This is a genomic window from Chryseolinea serpens (genome assembly GCF_900129725.1).
Taxonomy (GTDB): domain Bacteria; phylum Bacteroidota; class Bacteroidia; order Cytophagales; family Cyclobacteriaceae; genus Chryseolinea; species Chryseolinea serpens.
Window position 1 is genome coordinate 1,091,129 of record NZ_FQWQ01000001.1, and the last position, 17,628, is coordinate 1,108,756.

Here is a 17,628-nt window from a genome sequence, read left to right on the forward strand (position 1 = left end):
CGGCACACTATGATGAACAGGCTTCTCCTTTTTGTATTGCTTGTCGGTTGTCATCGTGTTGTCTTCGCCTTTCGCCCCGTCGCCGATTCGGCAACGATCGTGGTGAAGAAGACTGCCGATTTCAAGGTCAACGGTGAAGGCACCGCGCCCGCATGGGCCGGCGCGGCGTGGATACCCGTTACCGTGCAAGAATCACCCTCCGGCAAATCCATGCCCACACGGGCCAAGGTGTTGTATTCCGATAAAGGCGTGTATTTTCTTTTTGTCTGTGAAGATCAAAAACTCACCACCACGCTCACAGAAGACTTTGTCGGTTTGTGGAAGGAAGATGTGGTGGAGGTGTTCCTCTGGCCCGATCAAAGCATGCCGGTTTATTTTGAATACGAGCTCTCGCCCATGAACTATGAGTTGCCCATCCTGGTCCCCAATTTCAAAGGACGCGCCATGGGATGGCAGCCCTGGCATTATGCCGACGAGCGCAAAACTCAACACGCCACCAGCGCTCAAGGCGGTGAGAAAAAAACCAGCGCGTCCGTCAAAAGCTGGACGGCCGAGATTTTCATTCCCTTCCGGTTATTGGGCCCGCTCGTGAGCGGCACCCCCAAACCCGGCGACCGTTGGCGCGCGAACCTCTATCGCATCGACTACGACAACGGAGCCACTTACTACGCCTGGCGCCACACCAGCATGGTGAAAGGCTCCAACTTTCATGAATACGACCGATTTGGAACCCTCTTATTTGAATAGCCATCCCAGACCAAACCCCCCATCCTGCATGATCCTGACGTTAACCCGCAGCCGGCCTTTCAACGTGATCCTTTTCTTGTTTCTCGTCTTCACACTCACACGCTGCAAAGACAAACTTCCCCCCGGCGACCCCGACAACGGAGGCCTCTTTCTCCCCCGTGGCTTCGAGGCTGTGGTGGTGGTCGATAGCTTAAGAGGCCGTGCCCGCCAACTCGCCGTGAATGACAACGGCGACATCTATGTGAAGTCGCGCTTCTCCAAACCCGATGCCCGCAACGTCGTCTTGCGCGACACCAACGGCGACGGCAAAGCCGACAGCATCAAAGAGTTTGGGAGCTATGAAAAAGAAAGGACGTATGGCACGGCCATGCGCGTCCACAAGGGTTATCTCTATCTCAGTTCCGAACTCACCGTGTATCGCTACAAATTGACGCCCGGTAAGATGGTCCCCGAAGACTCCATCGAAACCATTGTGATCGACGATCATGAACACGGCTCGCACGAACACATCGCCAAACCCATTTGCTTCGACAACAACGGCCATATCTATGTGCCCTTTGGTGCGCCCTCCAACTCCTGCCAGATCATGAACCGGACACCACAAAATCCCGGTCAGGACCCATGCCCGCAACTGGATCTGCACGGCGGCGTGTGGCGCTTTGATGAGAACAAACCGCGCCAGACACAAAAAGACGGCATCAAGTTCGCGACCGGTATCCGCAGCGTTGTGGCCATGGAATGGAACCCGATGGACGACAATCTCTACCTCGTCATGCACGGCCGCGACGATTTGTTGAGACTCTGGCCCAACCTCTACTCACCCTGGCAAAGCGCCGTGTTGCCGGCAGAAGAGTTCCTGAAAGTGACCGAGGGTGCTGACTTCGGATGGCCGTATTGCTATTATGATCAATTGAAAGAAAAGAAAGTACTGTCCCCCGAATATGGCGGCAACGGCGACTCGATCGGGCGCTGCGACCAATTCCAAAAACCACTCATGGGTTTTCCCGGACACTGGGCGCCCAACGATTTGTATTTTTACAAAGGCAATCAATATCCCGAACGGTATAAACAAGGCGCGTTCATTGCGTTTCACGGCTCTACCAATCGCGCGCCTTATCCGCAGTCGGGCTACATCATCGTGTTTGTTCCGTTCAAAGACAACAAACCGACCGGTCAGTGGGAAGTGTTTGCCGATGGCTTTGCCGGCGTTGACCCGGTGGTGGATGTGAGCGACGCGGTCTATCGTCCCATGGGCATTGCCGAAGGTCCCGACGGCTCGTTGTATATTTCCGATACGGAGAAAGGAAAGATCTGGCGCATCCTGTACAAAGGCGACAAAGACAAGTTTGGCACCGAAGACCTGGCGGATATGGAGAAACGCAAATCAGCCTCCAACATCCGAAATCCGGACCCGGTCAACGACAACCTCGACAAAGGAAAGGCTGTGGGCGGCCAAAAAATCTACGAGACCTATTGCGCCACGTGTCACCAGAAGAACGGCAAGGGAGCCTCCGGAAGATTCCCGCCGCTGATCAACACCGAGTGGGTGAACGGTGATAAAAAACGGCTGATTGGCATCGTACTGAATGGCATGGAAGGCAACCTTGAAGTGAATGGCGAAACCTTTGTCAACGCCATGCCCCAGCACAGCTTCCTCAGCGACGAAGACGTGGCCAAGACGCTGACCTACATCCGCCAGAATTTTGGCAACAAGGCCAGCGCCGTAGAAACCGACGAGGTGACTGCCGTTCGTAAAAAGCTTCCGAAGAAATAGTTTCAGATAGTTTTAATTTAACCTTAAACAATACCCAAAATGAAAGAACAAAGAAGATCGACCCTCAAAAAATTGTTTGCTTCCGCAGCCGGCCTTGTCGGATTAGGCATCGCCTCAGCCAAAGCTGACGCAACACCGGAAAAAGAAGTGTTCAACGTGGTGAAAGACGACCAGGACGTACCGCTCTTCTCTGGTTCCACCAAGTTCAACAACCTGGTATTCATCGCCGGCAAAGGCGCCCACTTCGAAGGCGACATCACTGCCCACACCAAACACGTGTTGGACGAATTGGAGAAAGAGCTTATCGCCGCCGGATCGTCCATGAAGAAAGTGCTGAAGTGCAGCGTATTCCTCCACGACCTCAACGACTACAAAGCCATGAACGAAGCCTACAAAGGCCGCTTTGGCGACAAACCCCCGGTGCGCACAACGGTGGCCGTATACGGTGGTGTTCCCGGCGACTCGCTGGTGGAAATTGACTGCATCGCCTATATCTAATCTTATCCTCCGGAGGAAGTTTTATTACTACGAACCTAAACATCAAACCGACATGCATCGAAAATATATTCTATCCCTTTTAACCGTGCTTTGTTTGGTCTTATCGGCGCAGGCACAAGACTATACCCTATTGATCAAAGGCGGGCATGTCATTGATCCGAAGAACAATATCGACGACATCATGGACGTGGCCATCAAGGACGACAAGATCGCCCTGGTTGCCAAGAACATCGACGCCAAGAAAGCGGCGCAGGTGGTCGACGCCAAGGGCATGTACGTCACGCCCGGTGTTATCGATATTCACTCGCACAACTTCTTCGGCACCCAGGAAAATCATTACCTGGGCGACGGATTCGAAGCGCTTCCTCCGGATGGTTTTACTTTTCGGGCCGGTGTGACCACGGTGGTGGATTGCGGCGGTGCCGGGTGGAAAACATTCGACACCTTTAAGGCAAACGTCATCGCCCATTCGAAGACCCGCGTGCTTTCCTTCCTCAACATTGTGGGCGAAGGCATGCGCGGTGGCCCCTACGAACAAAACCTCAACGACATGGACGCCAAGCTGACAGCCATGGTGGTGAAACAACACCGCGAGATCGTCGGCATTAAGGTCGCGCACTACACCGGTGCCGAGTGGGATCCGGTGGATCGCGCCGTAGAAGCCGGCAAGAGCGCCAACGTGCCCGTGATCGTGGACTTCGGCGGACACATCCCCAACCTGAGTATCCAGGAACTCTTCACGAAACACCTCCGCCCCGGCGACATCTTCACGCATACTTTTGCGCGCTTGGCCGGACGCCAGCCGATCGTGGGCCCCGATGGAAAAATACTCCCCTTCGTAGTGGAAGCCCAACGCAATGGCATTGTGTTCGACGTGGGCCATGGCGGCGGAAGTTTCACCTTCGTGCAAGCCATACCCGCATTGAAGAGCGGCTTCTATCCCAACACCATCAGCACCGACCTGCACACCGGCAGCATGAACGCCGGCATGAAGGACCAACTGAACGTGATGTCCAAGTTTCTCAGCATGGGCATGCCCCTGCAACAAGTTATCAAAGCCTCTACCTGGGCTCCCGCACAAGTGATCCACCGCGATGACCTCGGTCACCTCACGGCCGGTGCCGGCGCCGATGTGGCGGTATTTAGTGTGTTGACGGGAAAATATGGATTCATCGATTCCAGTGGGGCCAAATTCCAGGGTACGCAGAAATTTGATTGTGAGCTTACGCTGCGCGATGGTAAAGTCGTGTGGGATTTGAATGGCATCTCCAGGCCGGCGTGGGACGCGCCGGAGAAGAAGTAAAATACATTTGCACCGCAGAGGCGCAAAGAAAGACGCAAAGTTAGCTTTGCGTTTAACTTTGCGCCTTTGCGTCTCTGCGGTTTAAACTGCATTCCCTCTACGCGTGCGCCAGCGCAACAATATCAGGCACCTCCAATATCTTCTTCTCAGTGCCCACCGTCACCGTATGGATCATCGCCTGCCCCACCTCTGCCAGGGTGCAGAAATATTTTGGAAAGAGTTTACGGCTCACCGGGAAGATCCAGTTCACATACTTATAAAACGGAAGCACATTCTTCAACCCCGGCGTGGGCAACATAAACCCCGGCCGGAAAGCGATGGCCTGCTTGAAAGGAAGTTTGAACAGGTCGTTCTCCGTTTTTCCTTTCACCCGTGCCCACATGCCCTTGCTCTCGGTTGAGTCGGTGCCGGCTCCCGAAACATAACAAAACGTCATGCCCGGATTTTGTTTGGATAATATCGTCGCCACGTGCATCGTGAGCGTGTAGGTCATTTTTGTATACTCCGGTTCCTTCATCCCCACGGACGAAACCCCCAAACAGAAAAAGCAGGCGTTGTAGCCCGCGAGCTGGTTCTGGATGGGCGTGAGATCAAAAAAATCGGCGTGGAGGATTTCTTTTAGTTTAGGATGGCTCACGCCGCTGGGTTTGCGGGTGATCACCAAGACCGCTTCCACGGCGCTGTCTTGTAAACATTCGTGCAATACGCCTTCTCCAACCATGCCGGTAACGCCGGTGACGATCGCTCTTACAGGGGTTTTCATTTTTGTTTGTTTATACTAATGATTTACTTAAAAATAATCGCTTGATCAAGCCAATTCCCCTCCACCCGGGCCATCGCCGTACAGCCTCTTGCAAGAACCTGTACTTAGCGGTAAATTAGAAAACAACCAACCCCCACCCCCATGCCCGGATATTTCTTTGCCCTTTTCGCGATAGGGCTCTTCACCCCCCAGGAACTTCCCTTTCAACCCCAGGTAGTCGACAATGCTGTTTCCATCGGCTATGGCCTGGCCATCGGCGATGTAGACGGAGACGGGAAGCCGGATATTTTATTGGCCGACAAAAAACAATTCGTCTGGTATCGCAACGGTGACTGGAAACGCTTTGTGATGGCTGAAAACCTCACCGAATCCGACAACGTCTGCATCGCCGCCCGCGACATCGATCGGGATGGCAAAGTGGAAGTGGCCGTGGGCGCGCAATGGAACCCCTCCGAGACGGCCGATACGGTGAAGTCCGGAGCGGTCTTTTATCTTTCCCGCCCCAGCGATCCAACCCAACCCTGGAAAGCCACCGCGCTTCACCACGAGCCCACCGTGCACCGCATGCGTTGGGTGCAGGTCGGCCCCACCCAATTCCACCTCGTGGTCGTGCCCCTTCATGGCCGGGGAAATGCCAATGGGTCCGGAGAAGGCGTGAAAGTGCTGGCCTACATTCCCCCGGCGAAGCAACGCGACGATGCCAGCAAATGGAAGTACGCCCTGATCGACCGCTCCATGCACCTCACCCACAACCTCGATGTCATCCCGGAACGGAAAAATGAGTCCATCTATGTCGGCGGCAAAGAAGGGATCAAAGCATTTTATTACGATGGCAAAACGTGGAAGCCCGGGCCGGTGGTTGTCGCCGATAAAAGTTTTGGTGAAGTACGGCGAACGATCTCTGGAAACGAAACGCACATCGCCGCCGTCGAGCCCATGCACGGAACGGACCTTACGTTCTACACGTCATCCGGAAAAACCAACACGTTCTCGCGAAACGTGCTCACCACCGCACTCAACCAGGGCCATGCGCTGGCCGTGGGCGATCTAATGGGCCTGGGCAATAGCCAGGTAGTGGTGGGTTGGCGTGAACCGGACGCCGATAAAAAGACCGGCATAAAAATGTTTGTTCCCACCAACAACACCTACACACAATGGAACACAATTTCCATTGATGACAATGAAATCGCCTGCGAAGATCTACAAGTGGCCGACCTGAACGGCGACGACAAAAAAGAGATCATCGCGGCCGGAAGAGCGTCGCATAATCTGAAGATCTATTGGAATCATTCACCCGCAAAATAAAAGCGTTCCAGGTTAACGGCTAACCTGGAACGCTTTCGACTAAAGGTCTATTGGATTTAATCAGGCTTACGCCGGCTTTTTCAACGAAGCAATCCAACGGTCGATCTTTCCTTCCAACACATTGAGTGGTATTCCACCCGAATCCAGCACTTGATTGTGGAATTCGGAGATGTTGAATTTATCGCCGAGTTCTTTCTCCGCTTTCGCACGCAGCTCGCGGATTTTCAATTGCCCGATTTTATAAGACAACGCCTGACCCGGGATGGCCATGTAGCGCTCGATCTCGGCCACGATAGATTGTTCCGTTCTCGCTTCGTGATCTTTCGAGTACTGAATGGCTTGCTCGCGTGTCCAGCCTTGTGTGTGAATACCGGCGTCGACCACGAGGCGGATGGCGCGGTGCATTTCTGCACTCAACATACCGAAGTATTGATAGGGATCGGTATACAATCCCAATTCCTTACCGAGCGACTCGGAATACAACCCCCAGCCTTCGGCATACGCGCTGTAGTTGGTGATGGTCCTGAATTTCGGGAGCGTTGTATTTTCCATTTGCAGCGCGATCTGGTAGTGGTGACCGGGAATGGCTTCGTGCAGGAACAGGTCTTCGTCGGAAAGCACGTTGTATTTCTTTACGTCGGGAATGGGCACATAAAACACTCCGGGGCGGGAGCCGTCTTTGGAGCCTGGATTATACTCGGCGCTGGCCGATGCTTCGCGAAACGCTTCCGTGCGCCGCACCTCGAAAGGTGTCTTCGGCGTTTTGGAAAACAGTTTGGCGAGGTTGGGCTTCATGCGCTCGTGGATCTCGTTGAAGTGGGCGATCACTTGCTCGGGCTTGGTGAACGGGGTCAGTTCCTTTTTTGTGCGCAGGCTCACGAAGAAGGCCTGGAGGTCGCCCTTGAATCCAACTTGCTCTTTCACGGCTTCCATTTCCTTGGTGATGCGATCCACTTCGCTTTTACCCAGCGCAAAGATCTCGTCGGCAGGTTTTGTGGTCGTCGTGTAGAGTCGGATCAGGTAGTTGTAATAATCCTTTCCGCCGGGAATGGCATCGATGCCCGATTTGTCGGTGGCGGCTTTGAGGTAGTCGGTGGCCAGGAATTCTTTGATCCTATGGTGCGCCGGAATGATGTGCTTTTCGATCATTTCGGTATAAGCCTTCGTGAGGCGGGCTTTGTCGTCGGCAGAGAAATCGGCGGGCAGGTTTTTGATAGGCGCGTAGAACAAGTGGTCCTTCACCGGGCCATGGTCCATCGAAGCAAACTGGGGAATAGTTTTCTGCACCAGCACTTTGGGGAGCACATAGCCTTCGGCGATGCCTTTCTTCATGTTCACCAGGGCCGTGTCGCACCAGGCTTCGTATTTATGCAAGCGCTTGAGCCAGTTGTCATAGTCTTGCACCGTTTTGAACGGGTGAATGCTGGCGCCACTGGCCATCTGCCCCACGAACAAATGCATGGCCGAGAATTGATTTACCGGCATGAGGTAGTCCTTGAACTTGAGGCCGTCCAGCGCAATGTCGCACTCCCACAGCAACACATCGTAGTTCATTTGATCGTCTTCCGACAGGCTTTCGCGATCGTAGGCGGTGACGCGGTCGCGATAGCGGGAATAGAGTTCTTTTACCTGGTTGCGATAGTCGGCCGTCAACGTGTTGGGCAACAAGCTGTCATAGCGGTTGTCGCCGATAACGGTGGCGTTGAGGGGTGAAAATTTCAGGTAGTCTTCGTAGAACTCGCCCACGAGGGTGTCGAGTGTGGGCTTGATCGCCGCTACTTCCGATTTGGGGGCCTTGTTACAGGCCGCCATGAACAACAGCACAGGGAGGCTTAGCAAAACGAGTTTTCGCATAGAGTTGAGGTTTAGGTTATGGATGGGGTTGAGTTATTAACGTGTCGTTCTCAAAGTAAAGAAAGATTTTCACAGGCGCGAAATCTTTTCGTCACTATAAAGTTTCGCCCGGGGTGAAGACGCCAAAAAGAAAAAGCCGGTTGCATACCGGCTTTTTCCTTTCTGTTTTCGTGTTCATTTGCTCTCACAAACGCTCACCCAAACTCACCCCTTTCAGTTCTTCCTGCTTGGTGAACGGCTGATTATAAAGCCGTTTGCCCAGGGCCTTGAACAAGGCGTTGGCCACCGCCCCACCCGTAGGTGGCAGCGCGGGTTCGCCAAGACCGGTGGGATCGATGCCGTTGTTCACAAAATGGACATCGATGGCGGGCACTTCCTTCATGCGGATAAGGCGGTAGTTGTTAAAGTTCTTTTGCTCTGCGGCCCCGTCCTTGAAGGTGAGGCTTCCAAACAGGGCATGACCCAATCCGTCGGTCACGCCACCCCGTACCTGCTGGTTGGCGCCGCTGATGTTCACCACCACACCGCAGTCGGCCGCGGCATGGATCTTTTCCAGCACGGGTTTTCCCTTTTTCATTTCGATCTCCGCCACCTGGGCTACATACGAACGGTGCGAGAAATAGACACTGAATCCTTGCGACACGCCCTTCTTTTTGCCCCACTGCGATTTCTCCACCACCAGGTCGATCACGCCCTTCATGCGGTCGATGTCGTACTTGATGGCGCCCACCGGGGTGGTCTTGGCTTTGGCCAGCAGGTCAAGCCGGAAGGCCACCGGGTCTTTACCCGCCGCCATGGCCACCTCGTCGATGAATGCCTGCTCGGCAAACGCCAGGAAGTTGGTGATCGGCGCGCGCCATGCCCCCGTGGTGATGGGCGATTTATGTTCTATGGATTCGATCTGCAAATTATCTACAGCACCCGATGGAAAGTTATCCTCCCGCGTACAGTTGCCTGCATTGATGCCCACGCCTCTCAGTTTGTAGCCCACCAGGTTGCCCTTCGCATCCAAGGCGGCCGAAAAGCGATAGCGTACGGCCGGGCGATAGCTGCCACCGGTCATGTCGTCTTCGCGTGTCCAGATCACTTTCACGGGCGCCTTGATGAGGCTGGAAAGCTCGGCGGCCTCCAGCACATAATCGGCTTTCAATCTCCGGCCAAAGCCACCTCCCAACCGTGTGAGTTCCAGGGTGATCTGTTCCGGTGGTATGTTGAGCAATTTGGCGGTCTCGTTGCGCGCCATGTCCGGCGTTTGCGACGGCCCCACCAGTTCGACGCCATCGGGACGCACGTGTGCAAAGAAGTTCATGGGCTCCAGCGGACTGTGCGACAGGAAGGGACATTGATATTCCTTGGTGATCACTTTCGCAGCTGTTTTGAATGCCGCATCGGCGTCGCCGTCTTTGCGCTTTACCGACACTACGTTGGGGTCGCTGCTGTCCAAAAGCTTTTTGAAGATCTGATCGTGATCGGTGGTGCTTTCCAACGCTGCCGCGCCATCGGGTTCGTATTCGACCTTCAACGCCTTGCGCGCCTTATTCACCTGCCAGGTGGATTTGCCCACCACGGCCACATTGTTCTTGAACGTGACCACGTCCACAATGCCGGGCATGGCCTTGGCCGCTGCGGCATCGACGGATTTTATTTTTGTGCCAAAGGCGGGCGGGCGTTGGAGCATGGCGAAGAGCATGCCCTCGCGGTAGAAATCCAGGCCATACAACGGCTTGCCCGTGATCATCTGCTTGCTGTCGACATTGCGCACGGCCGTGCCGATCAACTTGAAATCCTTTTTATCCTTCAGCTTCACGTCGGCAGGCACAGCGATGGCCGAAGCATCGGTGGCCAGTTCGCCATAGGTGGCCTTGCGTCCGCTCTCCTTATGATAGACGACGCCATGCTCTGCCGTGAGCGACGACGCGGGAACACTCCATCGCTTGGCCGCAGCCTCCATAAGCATGTAGCGCGCGGTGGCGCCGGCCTTGCGCAGGCGTTCCCAGCTGTGGGGAATGGCGCCGCTGCCGCCGGTGACCTGGCGTTCATATTTTTTTGTGTCGAGCATGGCTTGCTGCACGTGGACTTTTGTCCAGTCGGCGTCCAGTTCCTCGGCGACGATCATGGGGAACGACGTTTTTATATTTTGCCCCAACTCCGGGTTCGGGGAGAATATGGTGATGACGTCATCCGGGGAGATGGACAGGTAGCTGTTGAACGAAATGTCGCTGCCGGCTACCGTGCCGCCATGGATCACGTTCATGATCTTGGCTTCGGCACTTTCCCAATGAAAGCCCAGCACAAGGCCACCGCCGGCGGCTGCCGCCAGCTTCAGAAAATCACGTCGACTTGTTTTTGGTATCGAGGTCATGGCGAGGGTTATTTAAGTTTTGTGGAGGCCAATGCAACGGCTTCTAGAATGCGGTGATAGGTGCCACAACGGCAAATGTTGCCATGCATGGCGTTCTCGATCTGCTCGTTGGTAGGTTTGGGATTCTGTGCCAGCAAAGCGGCCGCGGTCATGATCTGCCCGGCCTGGCAATAGCCACATTGGGCCACATCCACCTCATCCCAGGCCTGCTGCACCGGATGATCGCCAAGTTCAGAGAGCCCCTCGATGGTCGTTACCTTCTTCGCTCCCACCGCCGAAACCGGGAGCGAGCACGAGCGCATGGCCTTGCCATCCACGTGCACCGTACAGGCACCACACTGCGCGATGCCGCAACCGAACTTGGTCCCCACCAGTCCCAGGTGATCACGCAACACCCACAAAAGCGGGGTGTCCGCATCCACGTCGGCTTCGAGGGTCCGGCCGTTGATTTGTAACTTGTAGTTTGCCATGGTGTATTTTTTTGTTAGGTAAGATAGTAAAAAGGGCGGCTTTTTTGGGAGCGGATTGTGGTCATTGGTCGATGCGGGAGGTGAATGGCAGGCGGCATCAAAGGGCTGAGGTTCTCGCCTACGCGCCAGGCCCATCACGTCATGTCGCAGGCACAAGTTTTTTTAACAGCTACGCCCATAGTTCAAGACATCCCGAATTCCGAGAGCAAGGACCGCGTCATGTCGCAGGCACAAGTTTTCTTTAAACCTACGCCAGTAGTTCAAGACATCCCGGATTCCGAAAGCAGTGAATCTGGATATACTTCGCACAGAATAAAACGAAAACCGGCAAACACTGAATACGGCACGCCTTAGAACGAGCCGGCAAACACCGAATGTACCACGCCCATTCAAATGCAGCACAGATCCAACGAGCTATCCACGGGGTTCCTTGAAATCGTGCGAAGCCAGATGACGTGTGTGCCTGCGGAACGACGTGCGTTTGCAGAACGTGCGAAGTACTTCCTTCCTTCCTTACTTCCTTATCCTTCAAATTTTTATTTAAAGTTCATGCCTTTAAACGTATACCCTCCGGCAACCGCCTTAACACGAATAACATTCTCTCCTTTTTTAAACACCAGGTCCTTCACTTCGATCGCCTGCCATTTACCGGCCGTGGCCTGTACCAGGATTTCCTTTTTGTAAGGAACACCATTAACAACAACGCTGATCTTGCCGCCGGCATCTTCCGAAGCTACCACGAAGGAAGTGGGTTGCGCACCGTTGCGTGTAGCCTTAACGGTATATTGCAGCCACTCGTCCGTTTCGATATGATCCACAAAATAGTTGCCGACTGAACCGGGTTCCACGGTGATGTCTACTCCATCGTTGCGATAGGCGTGGCCGCGGTTGCCATCGGTGTGTTTGCCGCCGGTAGATACCCAGTAGTTGGCCGTATCTTTGTCATAGTAGGCAAACCGATTTCTGCCGAGGTCATAATCCACGGCCTTCAACGTGGCGCCGGCCTTGACGGTGAAAGGCTTGAACGGTTTGGTGGCGTCCGTGTGTGGCTGGCGGAACATGGCGTCGATCACGTCGGGGTGGTAGATGGTGTTTTCGAGTTTTATGTTGTTGGCCAGTTCTGTCAATCCTTTTGAGGCTTCTGCGGGCGTGGGTTGCGGGCCGCGTTTGGCCCAGAAGTCGATGATCTTCTGATAGTCGGCGGGCACCTTCACTTCGAGGGGGTTATTGCCGCCCAGCTTCTTGAGCGGCCACCACGTCCAGCCGATGTCGTTGGATTCCATCAGGTGGATGGCATCGCGGAACCATACGTTGGAGTTCTCGCCCGTTTCGCCCAGCCAGATTGGCGTTTGATATTGTTCGCGAAAGTCGAGCATGCGCGATATGGAAGCCTGGTCGTTGTAGTTCCAATATTTATGAAAGCTGATGAGCATGTTCTTGTCCCACGGCGGCAGGATGCCGTTGTAGTTGTTGCCCCAGCAATTGCCTTCGATGACGACAATATGATTTTTGTCCACCTCGCGAATGGCGTTGGTGATGTCCATCATCAACTTCTTCAGCGGTGCATTGACGGTTTCTCCGCAGCCGTTTTTGTCTTCCGGTTTTTCAAATCCCCAGTTGGGTTCGTTGATGATATCGTAGGCACCGATCCACGGTTCGTTGGCATAGCGCGCAGCCAGCTTGCGCCAGAGGGCGATCATCTTTTGCTGATTGGCTTCGCTCTGCCACAGCGACGGTTTGGCCGGGTCGCGATCGGAAATGTTGTTGTCGTTGCCCTGGCCCCCAGGGGCACCGTGGAGGTCAAGGATGAGGTAGATCTGATTGGCCTTGCACCATTGCAGCAAGTTGTCGGTCATGGCGAAGCCTTGTTCCAGCCAGGTTTGCTGGCCGGGTGTGGGTTCTTCTTCAATGGGAAGGGTGTAGAGGTTGTAGTGCATCGGCAGGCGCACGGCATTGAACCCCCAGGCTTTCAACGAGTCGATGTCGATCTTGCGGGTGTTGTTGGTGAGCCAGGCTTTATAGAAGGCGTCGGTTTGTTCTTTGCCGGCCAGCTCGTTCAGTTTGGCGCGGACTACATGTTGCTGTTGGCCGATGCCTTGAACTCTCAGCATGTAGCCTTCCTGCAGCATCCATCCACCCAGCCCCATGCCGCGGAAGATTATTTTTTCACCTTTATCGTTGACGATGTATTTGCCTTCGGTTTTGAGGAAGCCTTGGGCGTGGAGGGTTAGGGTGAGCGTTGTGAGTAAAGCTACGGATAGGAATGCAATGCGTTTTCGGAGATTCATTTCGTTTGAGTTGTAGAAGTACATCCATACCCAAACAACACCCTGCCTGGTGCGCGGCGGGTTCAGGCTGGAAAGTAAATGTAGGAATTTATTTTGGGTTGTATTCTGAGGAAGGACGAGCGGAAATTCCGAAGTACGTGACGCGGTCATCGACGCACATCGTTCCGCAGGCACAAACCTCATCTGGCTTCACACGATTTCAAGGAACCCGTGGATGGCTTATTGGATCTGCGCAGCATTTGAATGGGGTGTGGTGCATTCGGTGTTTGCCGGGTTCGTTATGGGGCGTGGCATATTCGGTGTTTTGCCGGTTTTCGTTTTATTCCGTGCGAAGTATATCCAGATTCACTGCTTTCGGAATTCGGGATGTCTTGAACTACTGGCGAAGTTTTTAAGAAAACTTGTGCCTGCGACATGACGCGGTCCTTCTCTCGGAATTCGGTCCCTTCCATTGGGGTCGCTGAAATCCGGTACCGGCATTTTTGCTCAAAAAATAAATGGACATCGACTACCAAAAGCCCCGGCGAAACCGTAACTTCATTTCAGTTCACCCCCCTATCCTGAAACAAAGCCCGGTTTTAAGGTATTCCTTTTATTGAAAATACTATGCCGCTTTACATGGATTTCCATAAGAACGTAGTCGCCACTTTCGACGAAGTGGTGTTGGCTCACCTGGCCGACCTGGAAGTGCAGGAGAAACATCATGTGAAGTATCACAAGTTCTGGATCAATCCGAAAGAAGGCACCATCTATTGTCTGATCGAAGCACCCGATCGCCATGCGTGCGAGGCGGTGCATAAAGAATCGCATGGTCACCTGGCGTGTTCCATCGTGGAGGTCGATCCCGATTTCTTCAAATTGGTGATGGGCGACGGCCACCAGGTCGACAACGGGCCCATGCATCATGCCGACGGCTCACTGGATTTGGGATACCGGAATATTCTTGCCGTGTCGCTATGGCATGAACAGGGTGCACATCCCACGGAGGCACGCAAACTGGCCTTGGAGAAAATCGCCGCCTTTCATGGTCGTGTCATCAAGTGGGCCGCGAACGATCATCTCATCGGCGTGTTCAATGACTCGGTGAACGCTGTACGCTGTGCGAAAAAGATAAAGCTTGAGTTACTTGTCCGCCAGAGCGAAGCCATCGCACAGGCAAATCCTCCCATCCATTTCAAGATCGGCCTGAGTGCGGGGCAGCCCGTAACGGAAACCTCGGAATTGTTTGAGGAAGCGGTGCAACTGGCGTTGCGCCTGTGCACCGTGGCCCGCGAGGAAGAGATCCTGGTGTCGTCGCTGGTGAAACAGCTTTGCCTGGAGGAAGAACTGCTGGAGGACGACCGGGCCGATACGGTGAAGTTGCTGAGCACGAAAGAAGAAGGATTTATCCTGGAACTGCTCCGGATCACCGAATCACGCCTGGCCGACGAGCGGTTCACGATCGACACGCTGAGCCGCGACATCGGCATGAGCCGCCCCCAATTGTATCGGAAAGTTACCGCCCTCATTGGCCGCCCACCCAATGATCTGTTGCGCGAGCTGCGCATGGAAAAGGCGATGTCGCTCATCAAACAAAAAGCCGGCAACATTTCAGAGATCGCCCTGGAGGTGGGCTATAACAACGCCTCCTATTTTGCCAAGTGCTTCCACGAAAAATTCGGTTGCAACCCCTCCTCCTACGCGGAAAACCATAAAGGTTGAGACCGCTGATCAGAAAGTGCTGAAGAATGAATAGGTATTGGTGGATTACCTCCCCCGAGGTTGCCTCCTTTGTTTCGCATTTCAAGTACCGAATGCAAAGTTCAACCCTAACAAAAAATCCTCTATGATCACAACACTAGAAAACGAGACCAGAACCCTCGATGAGCAAGCCCTAACTACTTTGCGCACCCAATTGCGCGGCCTGGTCATCACCCGCAACGACGCCTCCTATGACACGGACCGGAAAGTGTACAACGGCATGATCGACAAACACCCGCTGCTCATCGTGAAATGCCGCGATGTGGCCGATGTGATGGCTACCGTGAATTTTGCACGCGATCAAAAACTGGTGTTGGCCGTCCGGGGCGGTGGCCATAATGGCGGCGGCCTGGGCATCTGCGACAACGGCGTGGTGCTCGACCTTTCGCTCATGAAGAGCATCCGCGTAGACGCGGCCAACAAGACCGTGCGTGTGGACGGTGGCTGTACGCTGGCCGACATGGATCACGCCACCCACGCCTTTGGGTTGGCCGTTCCTTGCGGGGTGAACGGTACTACCGGCATTGGAGGGCTGGCACTCGGCGGCGGCCTGGGATACCTGACCCGGCGCTATGGCCTCACCATCGACAACCTGCTGGAAGCCGACCTGGTGCTGGCCGACGGCTCGTTTGTTACCGCAAATGCAAAACAAAATGAAGATCTGTATTGGGCCATCCGCGGCGGCGGTGGAAACTTTGGGGTGGTCACCTCCTTCCTGTTCAAGGCCCATCCCGTGAGCACCGTCTATGGCGGCCCCATGCTGTGGCATTTGGACGACGCCAAGGAAATGATGAAGTGGTTTGACGACCTCATGCGGAAAGCTCCCGATGACCTCTATGGCTTCTTTGCTTTCCTGGTGGTGCCCCCCGTGGCCCCATTCCCACCGGAGTTGCAATCCAAGAACATGTGCGGCATTGTTTGGTGCTACACCGGTGCCCTGGAGGATGCTGAAAATGCATTCAAGCCTATCCGCGCCTTTAAAAAACCCGCCCTCGACTTCGCCGGACCTATTCCCCACCCCGTGCTGCAAAGCTTGTTCGACGCCCTCTATCCCGCCGGCATGCAATGGTACTGGAAAGGCGACCACGTGAACACCCTGCCCGACAAGGCCATCGACATTCACCTGAAATACGGCTCGAACCTGCCCAGCATGTTCTCGACCATGCACCTCTACCCCACCAACGGCGCCGCCGCCAAAGTGGGACGCAAGGACACGGCCTGGAACTATCGCGACAGCACCTATACCATGGTGATCGCCGGCATCGATCCGGATCCGGCCAACAAAGACCGCATCACCGATTGGGCACGCCACTATTGGGAAGACCTCCGTCCCCATGGCGCCGGCGGCTCCTACATCAACTTCATGATGGAAGAAGGTCAGGACCGTATCAAAGCCACCTACGGTGACAACTACGACAGGCTGGTTACTTTAAAGAAAAAATACGATCCGAAAAATCTGTTTAGCGTCAACCAGAATATAAAACCCTGATCCTTTCTAAACATCTCCTGCGCCCATGCACCATCGCGTGCCGGGCGCAGGAGATTATTTTTTTCCGCCGGGAGCAGCAAATTTCTGATAGTAAAACGCCGGGATCAGCAGCATGAGCAGTGTGGGGTTGAGAACGAGCCGGTGCAGGAACGAAATCAGCGGCCCATTATAGGAGGGGTAATATACTTTCAGCACAAAATACGGCAACAGGAAAAAGACCAGTCCGATCAACTGCACATAGATGGCGAAGATCACGTATTTGCGTTCTTCAAACAAAGCATAGATCAGCCCGATGGTCAACGCATCGTTCAGAAAAAAACGGAGGGTGCGGTTGAACAGGAAGTGGCTTATTTCCGAACTGCCAAAGCCCACCCACGCTGCCACATCCACGCGTTGTAAAAGAAACACGGCAACGAGTCCCGCGACACTGAAAACACCCCAGGCGATGCGATAGGCCTTCATGCTTTTTGCCGTTTAACACCCGAATATTTTCTTACCCACCAGATCCACAAGACGAATACAACGACATAAAGAAATGCCGTGAATAAATATTTGTGGGTGAAGTACATCGCGTTGGGCATGTAGACGGCCACCAAAAACAACAAACCGAGTCGCCCGAGGTTGGCCACGTGCAGAATGACCAGACCCAGTGGCGCAAACCACCACAACGGGCGGCTTATGGGACCAAAGGCAAACAGGAAGGCCAGAAAAATGATGGCGACGTTGATGCCATTGCACCCTTCATAGACGGCCAGAATATTATGGTCTTCAAACACGAGGTTTGTGATGGGCAATTTCGCTTCGTCCCGGATTTGCGTGGGCCAGCCGCACACATTCAAGATCCCCGATGTTTGACGCGTGGCTTCACGGGTGGCCCCGTCTACCTGCGGACGGTAGCTGGAGACATACACACCATACAGCAAATTGACCACGACATAGATCCCTACAAACTTGAGAAGAAAAAAAATGGTCGGTTTAAATTCCTGTAGTGACATGGACATGCGTTCTGTTTTTTTCTGCTTCCTATCCAAATGA

General features: G+C 54.2%; 14 protein-coding genes. 7 read left to right on the top strand and 7 right to left on the bottom strand.

The features are described from left to right. Nucleotides 1-9: 9 nt before the first annotated feature. Genes BUB30_RS04230 through BUB30_RS04245 form a run of 4 tightly spaced genes read left to right on the top strand, consistent with a single transcriptional unit; the run spans nucleotide 10 to nucleotide 4,322 of the window. The gene (locus BUB30_RS04230) at nucleotides 10-747 is read left to right on the top strand and encodes a carbohydrate-binding family 9-like protein (protein ID WP_073131366.1); all 738 of its coding nucleotides are present in this window, start codon (nucleotides 10-12) and stop codon (nucleotides 745-747) included. A 28-nt stretch (nucleotides 748-775) separates the two neighbouring features. Beyond that, entirely contained in the window at nucleotides 776-2,521 is a 1,746-nt protein-coding gene (locus BUB30_RS04235; RefSeq protein WP_084137892.1) for a PQQ-dependent sugar dehydrogenase, read from the top strand. Between the two features lie 39 nt (nucleotides 2,522-2,560). Next, nucleotides 2,561-3,019 (top strand): RidA family protein, encoded by a 459-nt coding sequence (locus BUB30_RS04240; protein WP_073131368.1) that lies wholly within the window; start codon nucleotides 2,561-2,563, stop codon nucleotides 3,017-3,019. A gap of 52 nt (nucleotides 3,020-3,071) precedes the next feature. Then, entirely contained in the window at nucleotides 3,072-4,322 is a 1,251-nt protein-coding gene (locus BUB30_RS04245; RefSeq protein ID WP_073131370.1) for an amidohydrolase/deacetylase family metallohydrolase, read from the top strand. Between the two features lie 97 nt (nucleotides 4,323-4,419). Here BUB30_RS04245 and BUB30_RS04250 read toward each other — a convergent pair whose 3' ends face one another. Further along, nucleotides 4,420-5,085, bottom strand: coding sequence for an NAD-dependent epimerase/dehydratase family protein (locus BUB30_RS04250; protein WP_073131373.1), 666 nt, complete (start codon nucleotides 5,083-5,085; stop codon nucleotides 4,420-4,422). A gap of 141 nt (nucleotides 5,086-5,226) precedes the next feature. On the opposite strand from BUB30_RS04250, the gene BUB30_RS04255 reads away from it, so the two are divergent. Then, a complete protein-coding gene (locus tag BUB30_RS04255) occupies nucleotides 5,227-6,390 on the top strand; it encodes an FG-GAP repeat domain-containing protein (RefSeq protein WP_073131375.1) in 1,164 nt (387 codons plus the stop codon). A gap of 66 nt (nucleotides 6,391-6,456) precedes the next feature. On the opposite strand, the gene BUB30_RS04260 is transcribed toward BUB30_RS04255, so the two are convergent. The 4 genes from BUB30_RS04260 to BUB30_RS04275 form a co-directional block, all read right to left on the bottom strand. Further along, nucleotides 6,457-8,244: a DUF885 domain-containing protein gene (locus BUB30_RS04260; protein ID WP_073131377.1), complete on the bottom strand. Its 1,788-nt coding sequence runs from the start codon at nucleotides 8,242-8,244 to the stop codon at nucleotides 6,457-6,459. Between the two features lie 184 nt (nucleotides 8,245-8,428). Further along, a complete protein-coding gene (locus BUB30_RS04265; protein WP_073131379.1) occupies nucleotides 8,429-10,606 on the bottom strand; it encodes a molybdopterin cofactor-binding domain-containing protein in 2,178 nt (725 codons plus the stop codon). 8 nt (nucleotides 10,607-10,614) lie between these two features. Beyond that, complete coding sequence (locus BUB30_RS04270) at nucleotides 10,615-11,076, bottom strand: (2Fe-2S)-binding protein (RefSeq protein ID WP_073131381.1); 462 nt, start codon at nucleotides 11,074-11,076, stop codon at nucleotides 10,615-10,617. Nucleotides 11,077-11,612: 536 nt separating this feature from the next. Beyond that, nucleotides 11,613-13,364 (bottom strand): cellulase family glycosylhydrolase, encoded by a 1,752-nt coding sequence (locus tag BUB30_RS04275; RefSeq protein WP_073134779.1) that lies wholly within the window; start codon nucleotides 13,362-13,364, stop codon nucleotides 11,613-11,615. Nucleotides 13,365-13,982: 618 nt separating this feature from the next. Between BUB30_RS04275 and BUB30_RS04280 the strand changes: the two genes are divergently transcribed. Both BUB30_RS04280 and BUB30_RS04285 read left to right on the top strand, forming a co-directional pair. Next, entirely contained in the window at nucleotides 13,983-15,065 is a 1,083-nt protein-coding gene (locus BUB30_RS04280) for a nickel-binding protein (protein ID WP_178377021.1), read from the top strand. A gap of 124 nt (nucleotides 15,066-15,189) precedes the next feature. After that, nucleotides 15,190-16,593, top strand: a complete 1,404-nt coding sequence (locus BUB30_RS04285; protein ID WP_073131385.1) for an FAD-binding oxidoreductase — start codon at nucleotides 15,190-15,192, stop codon at nucleotides 16,591-16,593. Nucleotides 16,594-16,647: 54 nt separating this feature from the next. On the opposite strand, the gene BUB30_RS04290 is transcribed toward BUB30_RS04285, so the two are convergent. After that, nucleotides 16,648-17,055, bottom strand: a complete 408-nt coding sequence (locus tag BUB30_RS04290) for an exosortase F system-associated membrane protein (RefSeq protein ID WP_073131387.1) — start codon at nucleotides 17,053-17,055, stop codon at nucleotides 16,648-16,650. Next, on the bottom strand, nucleotides 17,052-17,594 hold the full coding sequence (gene xrtF / locus BUB30_RS04295; protein WP_073131388.1) for an exosortase family protein XrtF: 543 nt from the start codon (nucleotides 17,592-17,594) through the stop codon (nucleotides 17,052-17,054). The genes BUB30_RS04290 and xrtF overlap by 4 nt, the downstream gene beginning before the upstream one ends. Nucleotides 17,595-17,628: the final 34 nt, after the last annotated feature.

Bases quoted from the DNA above. Each gene is read 5' to 3' on its own strand.
- BUB30_RS04280 (WP_178377021.1), top strand. From the start codon at position 13,983: ATGGATTTCCATAAGAACGTAGTCGCCACTTTCGACGAAGTGGTGTTG.
- BUB30_RS04285 (WP_073131385.1), top strand. From the start codon at position 15,190: ATGATCACAACACTAGAAAACGAGACCAGAACCCTCGATGAGCAAGCC.
- BUB30_RS04235 (WP_084137892.1), top strand. From the start codon at position 776: ATGATCCTGACGTTAACCCGCAGCCGGCCTTTCAACGTGATCCTTTTC.
- BUB30_RS04245 (WP_073131370.1), top strand. From the start codon at position 3,072: ATGCATCGAAAATATATTCTATCCCTTTTAACCGTGCTTTGTTTGGTC.
- xrtF (WP_073131388.1), bottom strand. From the start codon at position 17,594: ATGTCCATGTCACTACAGGAATTTAAACCGACCATTTTTTTTCTTCTC.
- BUB30_RS04290 (WP_073131387.1), bottom strand. From the start codon at position 17,055: ATGAAGGCCTATCGCATCGCCTGGGGTGTTTTCAGTGTCGCGGGACTC.
- BUB30_RS04250 (WP_073131373.1), bottom strand. From the start codon at position 5,085: ATGAAAACCCCTGTAAGAGCGATCGTCACCGGCGTTACCGGCATGGTT.
- BUB30_RS04270 (WP_073131381.1), bottom strand. From the start codon at position 11,076: ATGGCAAACTACAAGTTACAAATCAACGGCCGGACCCTCGAAGCCGAC.
- BUB30_RS04255 (WP_073131375.1), top strand. From the start codon at position 5,227: ATGCCCGGATATTTCTTTGCCCTTTTCGCGATAGGGCTCTTCACCCCC.
- BUB30_RS04260 (WP_073131377.1), bottom strand. From the start codon at position 8,244: ATGCGAAAACTCGTTTTGCTAAGCCTCCCTGTGCTGTTGTTCATGGCG.
- BUB30_RS04230 (WP_073131366.1), top strand. From the start codon at position 10: ATGATGAACAGGCTTCTCCTTTTTGTATTGCTTGTCGGTTGTCATCGT.
- BUB30_RS04275 (WP_073134779.1), bottom strand. From the start codon at position 13,364: ATGAATCTCCGAAAACGCATTGCATTCCTATCCGTAGCTTTACTCACA.
- BUB30_RS04240 (WP_073131368.1), top strand. From the start codon at position 2,561: ATGAAAGAACAAAGAAGATCGACCCTCAAAAAATTGTTTGCTTCCGCA.
- BUB30_RS04265 (WP_073131379.1), bottom strand. From the start codon at position 10,606: ATGACCTCGATACCAAAAACAAGTCGACGTGATTTTCTGAAGCTGGCG.